Origin of the sequence: Flavobacterium fluviale (assembly GCF_003312915.1) — a bacterium.
GTDB lineage: Bacteria > Bacteroidota > Bacteroidia > Flavobacteriales > Flavobacteriaceae > Flavobacterium > Flavobacterium fluviale.
Genome location: NZ_CP030261.1, coordinates 2,206,773 through 2,224,069, shown reverse-complemented (window position 1 = coordinate 2,224,069; position 17,297 = coordinate 2,206,773). Strand labels below are relative to the sequence as shown.

At 34.0% G+C, this 17,297-nt stretch carries 7 protein-coding genes; all 7 read right to left on the bottom strand.

All coding sequences use genetic code 11. The features are described 5' to 3' along the window. Positions 1-5: 5 nt before the first annotated feature. The gene (locus HYN86_RS09795) at positions 6-722 is read right to left on the bottom strand and encodes a hypothetical protein (protein WP_113677852.1); all 717 of its coding nucleotides are present in this window, start codon (positions 720-722) and stop codon (positions 6-8) included. Between the two features lie 6 nt (positions 723-728). Then, positions 729-2,936 (bottom strand): vWA domain-containing protein, encoded by a 2,208-nt coding sequence (locus HYN86_RS09790; protein WP_113677851.1) that lies wholly within the window; start codon positions 2,934-2,936, stop codon positions 729-731. Positions 2,937-3,080: 144 nt separating this feature from the next. Continuing rightward, positions 3,081-6,101 carry a hypothetical protein gene (locus HYN86_RS09785; protein ID WP_113677850.1) on the bottom strand — a complete coding sequence of 1,007 codons (3,021 nt, stop codon included), beginning with the start codon at positions 6,099-6,101 and terminating at the stop codon, positions 3,081-3,083. A gap of 105 nt (positions 6,102-6,206) precedes the next feature. Continuing rightward, positions 6,207-10,421 carry a beta strand repeat-containing protein gene (locus HYN86_RS09780; protein ID WP_113677849.1) on the bottom strand — a complete coding sequence of 1,405 codons (4,215 nt, stop codon included), beginning with the start codon at positions 10,419-10,421 and terminating at the stop codon, positions 6,207-6,209. Between the two features lie 18 nt (positions 10,422-10,439). Next, positions 10,440-16,136: a hypothetical protein gene (locus tag HYN86_RS09775; RefSeq protein ID WP_162789350.1), complete on the bottom strand. Its 5,697-nt coding sequence runs from the start codon at positions 16,134-16,136 to the stop codon at positions 10,440-10,442. Between the two features lie 8 nt (positions 16,137-16,144). After that, entirely contained in the window at positions 16,145-16,744 is a 600-nt protein-coding gene (locus tag HYN86_RS09770; RefSeq protein WP_113677847.1) for a hypothetical protein, read from the bottom strand. Next, positions 16,731-17,234 (bottom strand): OmpH family outer membrane protein, encoded by a 504-nt coding sequence (locus HYN86_RS09765; RefSeq protein WP_113677846.1) that lies wholly within the window; start codon positions 17,232-17,234, stop codon positions 16,731-16,733. Before HYN86_RS09765 ends, HYN86_RS09770 begins: the two co-directional genes overlap by 14 nt. Between the last annotated feature and the right edge of the window lie 63 nt (positions 17,235-17,297).

Below are 17,297 nucleotides of genomic sequence, written 5' to 3'. Positions count from 1 at the left end.
TTATCTTAATTATTATTGGCAACATTTCTTTGATCTACTATCTCGTATTTTTTTAATTGCTGAGACAAAACAATTTTTCCTCCAGAAGATGTAAAATAGTTCTGACTATTAAATACTGATGCACTTACTGGGTTTCTGCTAAAGTTACTGTACGTTACTTCTAGCCTCGGATAATGTGAATCTGGTTTACGATAATCCTTAGAAAAATTAGATGGCGCATTATAAAAGAACACCTGTTTTTGTATAAAATAGGTTTTAGAAACTCTTACTATTATTTTTGAATAAGGCAAGCCTGTAAACGAATTTGTTTTTAAGGTTATTTCCCAAAACGATTTCAAATCAGTGCACTTTTCAATCTTACACATTTCTAATAGTGCCTTTATATCCAAATCTCCTTTATAATTTGGTATGGGCTTATTAATCTCAATTGCTTTTTCAGGATGACTGACTCTTACGTTAACATTCTTCGTATTTAAAGTTTCAGTATTGCCTATTTTGGTGTACATATCATTTTGTGCATTTTTGTAGAAAACGCCCGCATAAGTTTCTTCTACTTTTTTTGCGTCAAAATCCTTAAATAAATTGTAAGTTACTTTATACTGAAGCGGTTTGGCAGCACCATACTGTTCTCCAACTTTTTTTAATATCTCTTTTGCATCTTGCGAATACCCAAACGAACAGCATAGTAAACCCAAAACACCTATTAATCTTCTTAAAAACATTTCTAATTATTTTGGATTGATAAAATTACCTGAGCGTGTTTCTTGAATAGTTTTTACACCTTGACTTGTTTCTTTTTTAACGCGCACTAATCCTCCTTCGTTATCATACTCGTAAAAAGTACTGTAATTATTTTCGTCTAATTCTGACATCAATTTGAATGTTTCAGGATCGTAAACAAAAGCTTTAACACTACCGTCCACTGGATGAATTCTCAAATCATCAAAATAAATTGGAATACCAACGTTCTTATTATTCAATACCACTCCAGCAGTTATTGTATTTTCTGGAACAATAAATTTTCCTGAAATTCTCTGCCAGCCGTCAATAATTGCACCTGATGGTTTTAATGTAACACTTCCAATTATCTGTGATGGCGCATCTGGATCACTTGGATCTGGATCTGCAGCTTGCGGATCATCGTAAAACAAAATATTGATCTCTGAGTTTTTATAATCTTTTAGCTGAATATTTGTATCTTCTTTTACCCAAGCACTCAATAAATATTCTTTATTAATTTCTGGTTGGAAAGAAATACAGTTAGCACAATAATCTTTTTCAGATAACTTTCCACATCCTGCTCCAGCTTCTACGATTCCATCTGAGAAATAAAAAGGCTCATCGCTTAACATTGTAAAATCATTATGAGCAAAATACGTTGCACTGTCAAAACCATTAATACGTTCTATTGGGAATGCGTTAGTATTATTTTCATTGAAATTAAACAGGTATTGTAGTGACTTACCTAAATAAGCCGAATTGGTAGAATCGAAACTTGTCTTCAATAATGAAGGAACAAAATTAGGATCAGCGCTACGAGCCATAGTTTTACTTGTTTCTGCATTATCAACATAGAAACCGTTGTTAATACCTACAACATATAAATGCGGCTTGTTTTCGCTTTGGTCAGGAGAGTTTTGATAGTTATCAAATTTCTGCATTAATGTTTTAAGACCTTCAGGATTAGTTGTCTGACAACCGTCTGTAATTAAGAAAACTAATTTTGGTTTAATTTTAAAGTTTGTATTTAAAACTACACTCAAACCACTTTTCCAATAATCAGAACCTTTGCTTATACCTGTCTGTCCGTATCTTCTTCCGTAATTATCAATCCATCTAGATATATACCCGCCATTTAAAAGATCAGCTTCAGATACTGAATATTCAAGAACATGATCCGTACGAGTGTCTTTATCAGTGTCTGAAAGTCCAATTAATGAAATGGTCATTTTACCGTCACCATCCTTATTCGACTTAATTTGAGCTGCAATAAAAGATTTTAATTGTGCTCTAATTCTTTTTGCTTCGGTATCATCAATTGAACCCGATTCGTCTACCACAATAGCAATATGATTTTCGCAGACTGGTGCAGGATCACAATCTAAAACAGTAATTTTTTCCTCAAATACAGTTTCACATTTTCCAGTTCCTGTAGCTGTTAGCTTAATAACAAAATCACCAGGAAGAGTTGGCGTATACGTATACAAACCATCAGTACTTTTATACAATTCATTTACAAGAACGCCTGCAGCATTCGTAGCCGTCCAAGTATATGTTAAATTAGTTTCTGTTGTTTCAAAAGCAAAATTTATCGGTTTTCCAACACAAAGTTCAGAATCTTCTACTTTAATATTTTTTGTAAAATAGGAGATACAGCCACTTGGATCTTTTATTTCTAGTGTAATTTTATATTTTCCTGGTAGGGTATATTTTTGATAAGCTATCGGTGTCGTAGCCGAATCTTTTTTGGTCACATTATCTAAGTCATAAAAAACCCACTTATATGCCATATCTGGTGAAGTAGGTTCTAGAAAAAACTTTGTCTTGACACCTTTTTTTATAATTAGGGTGTCTTGAACAATAACAGCTATTCTTGAAAAAATGCCTGTTGATTGAATAGATGCAGCTACTTCACTATTTAATAATAATGATGATTTATTTATTCCAGATTTATTTTGCAAAATTTTAGTAGACTCTTGGTTCTTAATTGCTTCTAAGAGTATCTTTTTTTGATTATCTCTTAATGTATTTAGTCGCAATTCTATCATTTCATCTGTCAACCCTCTCATTTTATATGCATTAGTTAATCCAGGAACATCTATGCCCAAATACGTGTCTGGAATAATTTCTTGAGAGTATACAGAAGTAATAGAACAAAGCACCGTACAAAAAGCAAGGATTATCCAATTTTTTCTTATTTTTAAATGTTTTAACATAATTAACTCTGTTTATGGATACTAATATCTTGTAAGTATTTGGCAGGAAGTCCTGCTATTGTTTATTTCTGTCTTAACTAAAAATTAATTGACTTTTATTTAATTCGATTTTAGAACAAATTATCTGCTTTTGAAAGTAATAGCTTATTCACCTGTTTTAATTTCACCATTCATCGGATGACAAAATCTTGTTGGACAAAAATCTATATTTTTCACTTGTGTCTTACTATTACAATCTGAAACAACAGTTCCATGATCATCTAATGTTTTTCTACAAGTGGTAAAATATTGATCTTGATTTGTAGAATCAAATAAGGTCAAATCAATATTTAAATAAGATGGATTAATAGCGCCAACTTCTGGATTATAATCCAACCCTTTTTCTTCAAGAAACGTAACATCATTTTCGCTATTTGCAGTAAAAGAAAATTTTATAGTAGTAATTTTATTTTCAGCATTCATTGTTGAGCTAAAATTGTAGATTTTATTTCCCCCTCCATTTTTTATATAAGGCATAAGAGCAATTAACTCTTCAGGACTACTGCCATTAATTTGAGAGTCTGTTTCTCCATTTATTTTTCTGGTAAGTATGTTTTTTAGTAGGTTCACAAATAGATTTTTCATATCTCCTGAGTATGGATTTGTCAAAGTACATGAATTACAGCCAATACCAGTATTATCATTTGTTAACACCAGTGTATTTGAGTTTGCAGACAAAATACTACAATCAGCAGCACTAAAAGCAAAACTATTATATGCAGTTCCGACTGCACCTGAAATTTTTCCTTTATAAATTACATCTACATAATCACCAGGTAAAATTCTAAAATTATTAGGAAAATTAACTTTAAACCAATTTGCATTATCACATGTTGATATCCAATTTGGGGAATTTCCTGAAGTTGACTCAGGACAAAGCATGCTTCTATCCATAGTAGGAGAATTTAGTGCATATTCAAAACTTACTCCTTGTGTTAGGACACCATTAACAAAAACTTCTGGTGAATCACAATAATAATTAACATTAAATGTGCTTTTCCTTGGATTAGAACCTAATTCATACAAATCTCCCAATTGAGGCTTCAAATTTAATAATTCAGAAAGTACTACAGGAGTAGAACCTGCATTAGAAAATTGCATTTTAAAATCTACAACTTCTTCATTTTTCACATTTATACCGCTCTCATTCCATTCATTAGCTAATGAACATTTTACAAACATCTTATTTTTAACATATGTAAATGCTGCTATTGTAATGTTATTTGTTGGCGTAACAGAAGGGCGTGATGATCCTGTCAAAGTTGCAAAATTTGGTATCTTAGTTCCTGCAATAACATTATTTTTAACTATAACATTATACTCAATAAAAAGTTTTTTTACAGTACACGGAAAATTAAATCCTGATAAAGTTACTGTACCAGATTCTCCTATAGCCGGTACTGAAACATTTACAGTACCAAGTTCAGGTAGCGTAAAACTATTTTTCCCTAATAAGGGAGTAAATACTTTAGGGTCATTAATAGTACCTTGTTGATAAGCGTATTTAAATCCGCCTGCATATACCAAATTAGGATCAATTTTGTCAATAGTAACGTTATTATTATCACCCGTTCCTAAATTATAAATTTCTTGTCTATAAATCATTAACTCTCCAGGTATAGCTGAAGCATTATAATTATTTTCAAATACTTTTTGACTAGCTTTTCTAACTTGTTTCACTAATAAAGCATTTGAAAAACATTGTTCAATTGTAGCACCATATGCCCCCTCAATAACCTTTGCTCCGTTAGAAGTGTAAGTAAAATAGAATCCCAAATAACTACCAGATGCAGGAGGTGAAACAGGATCATAATTAAAATCAATACAAAATTGTGATTGTGGAGTAGAGATAATACAATCTGTAATAAATTCAATCTTTCGAGTTAAAGTACCAGAAAAAGGTCTTGATTGTTTATTTCCTTGAGCATCTATATAGTTAATTATATATGGAGTACCACAAGAATTTGCTTCATTAACAAATGCTGTAGAAATAATTATTCCGTTAGGAATATCAACAGTTGCCACTCTATTAGTAAAATTCGGATTAAAAGGCGGTATAGATAATCTTACAACAGCTCTGTCCCAAGCATTTAAACATGCGACAGGGCATGCAAAAGTTCCGCTACTATTATAAAGGGCTATTTTCTCTATTTCACCAACATCTCCTCCTGGAATGCAATTCACATTGCCACAAGTAGCACTTTCTGTACTTATTAGGTGAGATTTTGTTACTTTTTCTGTTTCAAAAGGAATACCACAACCCATTTTTTCTCCAGTCATAGAAACACTGATGTATTTTCTACCTGTTGTACAATCACTATTATTACCATTAAGACAGGGATACACAATATAAATGTCATATGATTTTGTATTACCATATATACTTAACATTATATCAGGAACATCAAATTCTACAATTTGTACGCTACCATTAGATGTAATCACTGGATTTACACTAGCATATGTATTATTTTTATATACTCCCATCACAGTTGCACACTTTTCTACTTCCACCCTTAATTTTACCTTTCCAATATTAAATCCTTGATTTAAAGGATTAGAAGCGTGCATTGTATATTTAATAATTTTTCTGGGACAAAATGGTTGTTTTTCATAGTTTTCATTCATTTCAACTATAGCATTATTTGGAGATAAAGATATTGCTTCGATACTCCCAGACTGATTTGAAGCCACATTACATCCAACATTCGTCGTAGTAGCGGTAATTATTTGTTTAACTCCATCACAAGTGCCTGGCTTAAACTGCATTGCAACATCAAATGCTAAACTTGATCCTTGTTTCCCATCGTTGACAATACCAGTTATTGTCAATATTGTAAGGCCATTACTATCTGTTACAGGATTTATAACTACTCCCTGTGGTAAAGGACCATTCGAACCAGGAAGGTAAGTTAGATTACCTATATCTAATTTTATAGTTTGACTAGTACATTCGGCGGCTAAACTACTGATTGGATTTAAATGAACCATAAAGTATCTTCCATTTGGCTTATATACTCCCGGATTTTCCGAATCAAAAGATATAAATGACTGGCTAATAGATAGATTTGATAATAACAACATTCCAATAATAAGAATCCAATGCTTTTTAAAACAATTTGTCATATTTTCTAATATGTTAATTTTTATATTCTTGCTTCCTCTTTATAAAATCATTTGCATGAAATTATAAGGGATAGATCAATTCAACTTATAATATTTTGTTAGAGGTTAATTCAAAATAATTATTTTACCAATAATTGGATCACAAGTTTGGGTTACAATCACATCTCTGTAAAATGTACTTTCAATACCATTTTGATCTTTAATTATAAGAATTAAACGGTAGTTACCTGGAATCGGAAATCTTTGCAATGCAATAGGATCTGTGATGGTATCCTTTAATGTGACATTATCCAGTTCGTGGAAAATCCACTTATATGTTAGATTATTTACCAATGTTGATGACGCAGTGCTTTTCTCAGAAACAGCCAATTGAGAAGATGTCTTTCTTGCTGTAAAAGTTGTTGTTAATGTTTCAAATGAAAAACTGATCGTATCTAATGTAGTCGGTTTTTCTATTGAGGCAATAATTTTACCTTGTAGTGGTGTATAGCTTACAATTTCAATTTCTTTAGTGGTCGTAACCGTAACACCATAAGCATCTACAAAAGTGTAAACAACTTTTACAGTTCCTGCCAGAATACCTTCTACTACTCCTTCATTAGTAATTGTTGCAATACCTGAACCGTTTTTTATACTCCAAACTCCTCCTGCTGTTTCATTTAGGAACGGCAATGATTTTTGTGAAACTGAAATTGTATCAGGTCCCGTGATAGCTGGCAAAACAGTGGCTGCTTTTATCGTAATTTCTTTGCTGGTCGTAACAGTAACTCCGTAAGCATCAACAAAAGTGTAAACAACTTCTACAGTTCCTGCCTGAGTTCCCTCTACGACTCCTTCACTAGTAATTGTTGCTGCACCTGTACCGTTTGTTATACTCCAAACTCCTCCTGCTGTTTCATTCTGGAACGCTGTTGATGGTTTTGAAACTGAAATTGTATCTGGACCAGTAATAGCTGGCAAAACAGTAGCAGCTTTTATAGTAATTTCTTTGCTCGCAGTAACAGTAACTCCATAAGAATCAACAAAAGTGTAAACAACTTCTACAGTTCCTGCATGAGTTCCCTGAACAATTCCGCCTTGCGTTATTGTTGCTGCGCCTGAACCGTTTTTTATACTCCAAACTCCCCCTGCTGTTTCATTTTGAAACGCTGTTGATGGTTTTGAAATTGAAATTGTATCTGGACCTGTGATAGCTGGTAAAACAGTGGCTGCTTTTATAGTAATTTCCTTGCTGGTCGTAACAGTAACCCCGTAAGAATCAACAAAAGTGTAAACAACTTCTACAGTTCCTGCATGAGTACCCTGTACAATTCCGCCTGGAGTTATTGTTGCTGCGCCTGAACCGTTTTTTATACTCCAAACTCCCCCTGCTGTTTCATTTTGAAACGCTGTTGATGGTTTTGAAATTGAAATTGTATCTGGACCAGTGATAGATGGTAAAACAGTAGCAGCTTTTATAGTAATTTCTTTGCTCGCAGTAACAGTAACTCCATAAGAATCAACAAAAGTGTAAACAACTTCTACAGTTCCTGCATGAGTTCCCTGAACAATTCCGCCTTGCGTTATTGTTGCTGCGCCTGAACCGTTTTTTATACTCCAAACTCCCCCTGCTGTTTCATTTTGAAACGCTGTTGATGGTTTTGAAATTGAAATTGTATCTGGACCAGTGATAGATGGTAAAACAGTAGCAGCTTTTATAGTAATTTCTTTGCTCGCAGTAACAGTAAGTCCGTAAGAATCAACAAAAGTGTAAACAACTTCTACAGTTCCTGCCTGAGTACCCTGAACAATTCCGCCTTGTGTTATTGTTGCTGCGCCTGAACCGTTTTTTATACTCCAAACTCCTCCAGCTGTTTCATTTTGAAACGCTGTTGATGGTTTTGAAATCGAAATTGTGTCAGGTCCAGTGATAGCTGGTAAAACAGTAGCTGTTTTTATAGTAATTTCTTTGCTGGCCGTAACAGTAACTCCGTAAGAATCAACAAAAGTGTAAACAACTTCTACAGTTCCTGCCTGAGTACCCTGTACAATTCCGCCTTGTGTTATTGTTGCTGCGCCTGAACCGTTTTTTATACTCCAAACTCCTCCAGCTGTTTCATTTTGAAACGCTGTTGATGGTTTTGAAATCGAAATTGTATCTGGACCTGTAATAGCTGGTAAAACAGTAGCTGCTTTTATAGTAATTTCGCGCGAAACCATTCCTTTACAATAGCCATTTTCTGCTGTATAATTAATTTTTACTGTTCCAATTCCAGTGCCTGTTACAAGTCCAGAAGCTGTTATTATTGCACTTCCTGTTCCATTTGCAATAGACCAAACTCCACCAGATGTATTGTTATAAAATTGAGTCGCAGATCCTATACTAATTATACTTGATCCGCCAGTTATTGCACTTACTATTGGATTTGCATTAATTGTTATTGCAGAAGTTGGCGCTGAAACACACCCTCCTCCTGTAACTGTAAAAGTAAAAGTTGCAGTACCAGCAGAAATACCTGTTACAATTCCATTATTATTTACTGTTGCTACTGCAGGATTACTACTAGACCATGTTCCTCCACTTGTTGGAGACAATGTAGTTGTTGCATTTACACAAATAGAATTAGAACCTGTTATATTAGCCTTTGGTGCTGTTGTAACTGTAACTGCTGGAGTTGCCAACGAATTACAGCTTCCTGTTTTGGTAAAAGTAAACTTTGCAGTTCCTGCAGAAATACCTTTTACTACACCTGAATTAGTAACTGTTGCAATTGTTTTATTGCTACTCGTCCAAGTTCCGCCTGTAGTTGGTGATAATGTTGTTGTTCCATTTATACAAATCGAACTAGGGCCTGTAATAGCCGCCACTGGGCAATCATTTACTGTTACAGCAGAAGTTGCTGGCGAAGTACAACCTCCAGTTTTTGTAAAAATAAAGGTCGCTCTACCTGCACGAATACCTGTAACAATACCATCGTTACTCACTGTGGCAACAGATGTATTACTGCTGCTCCACGTTCCACCTGTTGTTGGTGATAAAGTTGTAGTGCCATTTATACAAATTGAATTCGTCCCTGTAATACGAGCTGGCGTACTATTGCCTACTGTCAACACTGGAGTTGGTACAGATGAACAACTTCCTGTTTTTGTATAAGTAAAAGTTACCGTACCAGTCGAAATCCCTTTTACAATACCTGCATTAGTTACAGTTGCGACCGCTCTATTACTACTAGTCCACGTTCCGCCTGTAGTGGGTGACAAAGTTGTGGTTCCATTCACACATATATTATCTGGTCCTGTAATAATTGCTTGAGGACAAGTATTGATTGTTATTGAAGAGGTTGGTAAAGAAGTACATCCATCAGTTTTTGTGAAAACGAATGTTGCTTTTCCTGCAGCTATTCCTGTAACAATTCCTGCATTACTTACAGTTGCTACACTAGAATTACTGCTTGACCATGTTCCTCCAGAAGTTGGAGATAATGTTGTTGTTCCTTTTACACAAATAACATTTGCGCCTGTTATACGTACTGCAGTATTTGCATTTACTTTTACCGCTTGACTTGGTAAAGATGCACAACCTCCAGTTTTTGTAAAAGTAAATGTTGCTGTACCAGCAGAAATCCCTTTTACGACACCTGAATTTGTTACTGTTGCAACTCCTTTATTACTACTTGTCCATGTTCCTCCTGTAGAAGGTGACAATGTCGTTGTTTCATTGATACAGATAGAACTTGATCCTACAATCTCTGCATTCGAGCCAGAACTAACAGTTACTGGAACTGTCGGCTCCGATGGACAACCATTTAAAGATGTAAAAGTAAACGTTGCAGAACCAGAAGAAATACCTTTTACGATTCCCAAATTGTTTACTGTAGCAACAGCAGGATTACTGCTTGTCCAAGTTCCTGCCAAAAGAGGAAATACCTTTGTTGTTCCATTTATACAAATAGAAGTTGGTCCTATAACACTTGCTTTAGGAATCAATTTTACAACCACCGTCCTATGGCTATCACCTTTGCAATTTGAATCATCAGAATCATATTTTAGGACAAATACACCAGGCTGCAATGCCGTAACGACCCCATCACTATTTACAGCAGCAACTAATTTATTAGAAACTGACCATTTACCGGTGTGTCCCGAATGAGTTGGATGATTGGCAATAGTAAATTGTGTCTTAGAGCCAGCACAGATCGTATTATTTCCTCCAATAATAGCTCCAATTGGATTTCTTTTTCCATTATTAACAGAAGTTGATTTTGAGTTATTTTGAGAAAACAAAATTGTTACTGTAAATAAACTCAAAACAACATAGATGTAAGATTGAAATAATTTCATTGTAATTATTCTCTGTTTTTAGTTAGCACTTTTTGGTTTACAAGTCACAACTTGTTTTTTTACAACTGCTTTTTTATTTGGTTCTATTTTTAAACTCTTTCTTCCTGTATGAGAATGCTTGTTTGAAACACTAACTTCATTTAATTTTAATTGGCCTTGAAAGTCAAAATGAGAAGAAATACCGCAGTTTGCCAAATCGTAATCTTCAAATCCATCAGAAGCCAATTCACTGTATTTAGTATTAGAGCCTACTGCAACAGGAAAACGGTTATTATATCCATACAAGGCTGCTGAATAACGATTTAAAGCGTCTTTATTTTCGACCTCTTGACCATACGGGCTAAATTGAGTAACCTGAGAAGCGAAAGTCCATTTTTTAAATTCCTCTCCTGCTGTAATTTTCCAAATATTCTCTTTAAAGACATAAAATGGAGAGAAATCAGTAAAGTATCCAGTTTTACGAGGTGTAGGATCAATTGTATAGTTTCTACCTGTTAGATATGCATACGATTTATTGGCTCTCCAATTTCCAAGTACATTATACAAATACGGATTATACGAACGTTTAATAACATCATCCATATCCTCATTTCCTGTTTCTGTTTCATAACCAAATTTCAATTTACCATCGACAAAAGTCATTTTTGGTAAATTACATTCACATTGAGAAGGCCATTCGTTGCTATATTCAATAGCAGCAGCATTTACAATTCTATCAATTGGACTACTAGCTAAGAATGGCGATTCCCCAAGAATGTCTTTTGGTCCCGTAATTTTATTGTTTACATCATAATTATATAAAGGATTTCGCATAGACGTAACATTAGCCATAGAAGCCATCTGCATATTACGGTGTCCAGAACGAATTATTTTTATTTTTCCAGTCGTTACAACATCGCCTTTAATAAGAACTCCTCTATTATCTATTAACTGAAAACTAGAACCATTAACATTTACTACCCATCCTTTTAGAGCACTTAACACATCCTCTTCTCCTTCTTTTTTATTTGGAGCCTTTCCACTTAACCAAACTTCATCTCCATTGATTAGGTAATCAGATGCCGCAACAATTCCTTTAGATTGATCAAATTGATACTGATTATTACCCGTTTTTAAAACATTATATTCCAATCCAGCATTCTTTGCCGCTTGACTCATTCCGTCATAACTCCAATATGCTGGGAAATTGAACGTATAATATTTATCCTTATACTCATTAACCGTTTCTTTTAATAATACATCACCTGTTTCAGCATCCCAAGCAAGATTTTTAGTCGACACTTCCGAACCTAAATCATAAGCAACAGTCTCAGAAAGTATTGCAGATGTATGGATTACTTTTGTAGTAACTGCTGTACGAAGTTGCGTTTCATGCTTAGAACGAGCAGGAATAATGGTTGGCACCACGATAACAATAAGAGTAAATGGCAGGGTAGCAACATTGACCGCTACACCATCTGTTGAAGTAATCGTTTTGTTTTCTCTAAAATCATTTATTACATCATAATCGACCCCGACAAGCTTAGTTTCAATCTTTCCTTTTGAATCTACGGTCTGAATATAATTATTTAACAATCCTATATTTTTACTTTCTGAATTTGAGACAATATTATAATTGTAGTCAACCCCAGATATAGCTCTTGTCTGCCCCTCTCCATATACACGCTGGCTTTTCATTTTCCCATCCATATCATTAGTATGAATAGAATAACCTTGTGACATTGTCAGATGGTCTTTAACATTTAAATTAATCAAATTTGCCAAAACACCTGAAGATTTGTGCCCTCCAGACATTACTGTTCTATCTACTATTGTTGGAAAATCATTAGAAGTATAAAATTCTGTCACGACATTTCCTGTAGCATGTTTTTTTACAACTGTTCCATATGAAGGATCTTTATCATTTTTTCTGTCCAAATTCTTTACCGTTACACGGCTATAAGTAACCTTTGGCGAAGGAAAAAATGATTCTCCAAATGGTTCTTCTACGTAATTATCAGACTCAGGGCCTAATAATAATTCAGGCTCATTTTTGTCATAAGCAGGTTTTACAAACGGGTTTTCTTTTGATCCTAAGGGCTCATAAGTTGCAACCCCAGAAGATTTACTAGTAGGATTACCATCTTTATCAACCATATTATATGAATATTCCTGTCCATAAGATTGTTTATATAGATCAGAATTTTTATTTCTGGTCATAACATCCCATTGGTCATGAATCTTTATGTCCTTAACCCTGCTTCCTCCTCCTAACTTTTTACTATCTGGATGATGTAGTCTAACCCACGATTTACCAGCAATAAAATTACTCGCAATACCATTTTCTTCTAATATCTTATTTGGACTTTCAAAAATATCAAGCAATGTTGGCAACCAGCCTACCAATTCTGTAATAATTCCTTTAAGATCCTTTGTATCTTCCTCATTATTTAAGCTATAAACCAATCTATTTAAATTCTTTCGACCAAATCCCCAGCCCGCTTTAGATATTGGATTTACTTCCTTATTACCGTTAAAACCATCTTCTTTTCTAGCTTTTGTAAGAGGAATAGCAACATATTGCTTCCCATTAAACTCATTAAAAGCATAATCTTCTAGCTTTTTGCTTAAAGTCATATAACCGGTTACATAATCGTACTTATCTGTCTCATTGATACCTGGTTTTGGATCTGGATTTACCATGTTAAGTAAGAACCTAAAGTAAATAGGGTTATCTACATCTCCTATAGTCTTCAAATATTTATTATAGAAAGTTTCAGCAACAGAAGCATTACCTCCATCACTTATTTTATGATCTAACTCTACATAAATGTAATCGCCTAAATCTTTTTTACCGGGAGTTGCAGAATCATTAATGTTTGAAGCAGTAAATTCGGCTTTGCTTCCGCTTCCCACTACTTTAAACATCTGCATTACATCCTTGTTTTGCACTTTACTGTAATCATCAGATTCATAATTTAGTTCCATAATACCACCAGATGGCAAATGAATCGACTTTAACAGCCAGACAGATGCATTTTTATCTGCTGTTTCTTCATTCTTTTGGTCAACATATCCATATTCAGCATTTGACAGAGCACTCATAGTACCTAGACCAACATTACCATCAACTTTTTTATAATTTCCCCAAACATCATAAGCTTTCATATCATAATCTGGGTTATTAGTAGTATCTGTCGATAAATTATAGCCTGAAGTATTAATTTCAAATTCTGAGGCATAATTAAAAACATAAGGAGTATATTCTCCCATTTTTGAATTTTTATAGGTAAAATAAACTTTCTCTAAAGTCAATTTTCCTTTTTGTCCATCAATGCCTTCCCCTGTTTTCCCTTTGTTTATGTTATTATCAACTCCTTGACATAAACGGTAACTGTATTTAAAATGCGCTTCTTTAATAGGAGTTGCTGCATCTCCATTAGCAAGATATTCTGGTTTTGAATACAATGAAATTTTATCCAATTTATAAGTTGGAGATTTATCATCCAATCCTCCATTCTCATCTTTAACTCCAAAAGCATCTTTTCTTTCTGAAAGGTGGAAAATGGCAACATGCGTTTTGGTCACAATTTTTTTGATGTATAATAATTCTTTCTCTCCATACAAGTAATTGGCTTTATTATCCTTTTTACTTGAACGCAGACCTTCATCAAAATTGGCTTGATTTTGTTCAAATGGAACTCTCCATCTATAGTTATGCCCTTTATCAGCATATTTATTCTCATACTCAAAATTAGTATACGTTCCTAAATCATCATCTGATGGGCCATTATTACTAATATCTTGGTAATCTGAAGACAATACTGAAGTTAACAAATATGTATGAGCATAAGCTGGAGTAGTCACTCTATTGAAATACTCATCTCCCCCTTTAGAATTTTTTGGCGAATTATCAACACCAGGGTTGTACCCGATTAATCCACTTTTAGCACCTGCAAGTCTATATTGATTCGCTTCACTAACATCAAATGTTGTTTCCTTTTTCACACTATTATACGCTGCCATACCGTAAATGTAGCGGTCGCCACCTTCTTTTGTAATTTTAATCTCAGCAGTGTGGTTATCTTTTGAATATTCGTTAAATCTTTTAGTGAATCCAAAATTTTCAGCTTCTTTTTTAGTCAGTTTTTCTATGGTTTGATTTCTTGCTAATCTTGTTACTCTTGCAACCTGACCAGTATTACCAATAACATTTTTATTTGTTGAATAATTTAAACTTGTCTTTCTATCAAAGCCGCCTCCTTCAATATTCAGCTTAATTGGCTGGTATCCGCCTAATTGATTCTCAAATAAAGCTATTTCTTTATCAGTATGAAATCCTCCAATATTTTTAAAAAATACTTTTTCGTAATCTGGTCTATTATTAGACTTTTTTTCTTTAAATCTCCCTAAAGCTGGATTAGAACTTGACCATAACGCGCTACGACTATCACCTATTGTTACAGATACGTCAACACCAAAATGGACACCTCCACCAGCACCAAATTCTAAACCAAGTGAACCTCCCGCACTATCATCGTTTGTTTCGTTGTCATATACGTATCCAACTTGAGATTTATACGGACGATACATACCTGAAATCCCCTGTCCCTGAATACTATAAACATCATAAGTATTATTTGTAATAGGCAGTGAAGTAGTATTTTTATTGACTGTTCTGTCTTTTTCTCTATTAAAATCTAAAACTGCAGATCGTGGCGCATTGTATGTATTTTCAAAACCATACGCTTTTTCTACCTTTCTTTTCTCAGAGTCTTTAATGCCTTGAGAAGTTCTATAACCAGAAAACTTTCCTCCGCCTTCAACGCCCCATACTTCACCTTCAACATTCGCACTAAACATAACGTTTGAAGAAACCATCCCCACACGCTTAGTTGGAGAATAGGAAGCATTATTCATTGACAATGAACCCGAGGCACCACCTAGAGTAGAACTACTCTCCTGTTTAGACGTGGTAGTCGAACCATCTTCATTGGTTTTAGTTACAGTATGAGTAGCTTTTGTACTAGCTGAAGCTCCTAAAGTCACACTTTCAACTCCTTTTCTACTATTATAAGTAACTCCTGTGTTTACTCCAACACTAACATCTGTATTACTTGAAGCTTTAAATTTTTGTGAAAAAGACGCATTTGGAGAAACCGATACTCCTTCTGAAGCTGACGATTCAAGGTTTACACCAACACTAAGATTATTGCTGATTTGATAAGAAAACCCCCCATTAGCAGCAACACCAAGTCCATCATAATTATTATACTTAACACCAATACCAAAGCTTGCTTTGGCTTCTTTCATACCAAAAGCCGTAAGAAAAACATTTGCGCTTGATCCTACTGTTACATTAGGTTTCATGCTGTTTTCGTATATCATTTCGTCTCCATCAAAATCATCTGGTAAACCACGAAGTTGTCTTGAAATTTGCCCCACGTTCAAATCCCATCCTAGACCTACCCAAGAGGCTTCTTGGTCCATACCAACTCCCGAATTATACGCCAAATTAAGCGGATAACCCCCTACATCCATAATTGGAATATTATAATTAAAATCACCACTTGCAAGGTCAACCATATCTGATGTTCCTATTGGTGTAAATGATTCAAATTCAGGCTGAGACGGTCCTCCAGTCAATGCATACATTTGCATAGGCTGAAGTGTCTCCAACAGAATCATCATAGCTAAATAAATAGCAACTATTTTTTTAAACTTACTTATTTTCATTTGTTGGATCATAATGCTACTGGGGTAAAAGGATCTTTAAATTTAAATTTCAATGTTCCCTTTTTAAAAAGATAATCGTTGTAAATCAGCTGGATTTTATCATTAGGATCAATCCCTGAAAAAAACAAGAGCACTTTTTGAAAAGGGGCTATTTTATAATTACGCTCATAATTTACACCTGAGCACAATATTGTATCTTTTTTTGACGTTACTACGTAGAAATCTTTATCAAGACCAAACGACATGTATTTAACCGAATTTGTATAATCAAGCCCTGTGAAATCTTGATTAAGAAGATCCTTCTCTTCATCTTGCTGAAAAATAAATTCAATAACACGCTCTCTTTTATTCTCTTCATAAAGAGAATCTATATGAGAGAGATTTTCTATTCCTTGAGATTTCAGCAAAAAGTATTGAATAGGAACTTCAATTGCTGTAAAACCAATATCATCTACTACTTGAGTATAAGATCTTGATTTCCAGCCAATTTTTTCTAAATTAAAGTAACGATCTCTAATTTCAGAATCATGATTTGGATTCTCTTCTTTTTTACAGGAAGTTAGAAGAGATAGAAATAAAATAAAGATTATACAGCTATATCCCTTCATACTTTTTATTTAAATAAGTAAGAAGTTCATCTGTAACATCAATTTTTTCATCGGCAAAAAGAACCATCTGTTGGTTATCTGAACCTATTACAAGCTGATATTTTTTGTCTTTTGAAAATTCTGAAGTGTAACTTTTAATTCGCGACCAGATTTTTGAAGTTTGCTCTTGTGGATAGCTCTGATTGAACTTTTCAAACTCATCTTTTTTTCTAATAAAATCCTCCATTAACTGTTCTTTTTGAACAGCAGTAACTGACGGATTTTGTAAGAAAGAATAAAGTGAATCTAGCGCTGATTTGCGAGAATTGAATTCTTTTTCTCCTACTCTTTTCATTTCTTTAGTCATCGCAAAACCTTCAAATAGTTTTGCTGAGTCAATATACACGACTTTCGTGTTTTGACGAAAAAATTGAAAAAATAGTAAAATAATTAGTGCGCATATTAACACTACATTAATTACACGCTGAATGGTGAATTTATGTTGGGGCATAAATATGTTAGTTTGTTTTTGGTGAGGCAAATGTAGAATTAATTATGAATTTTTCAACAAAAA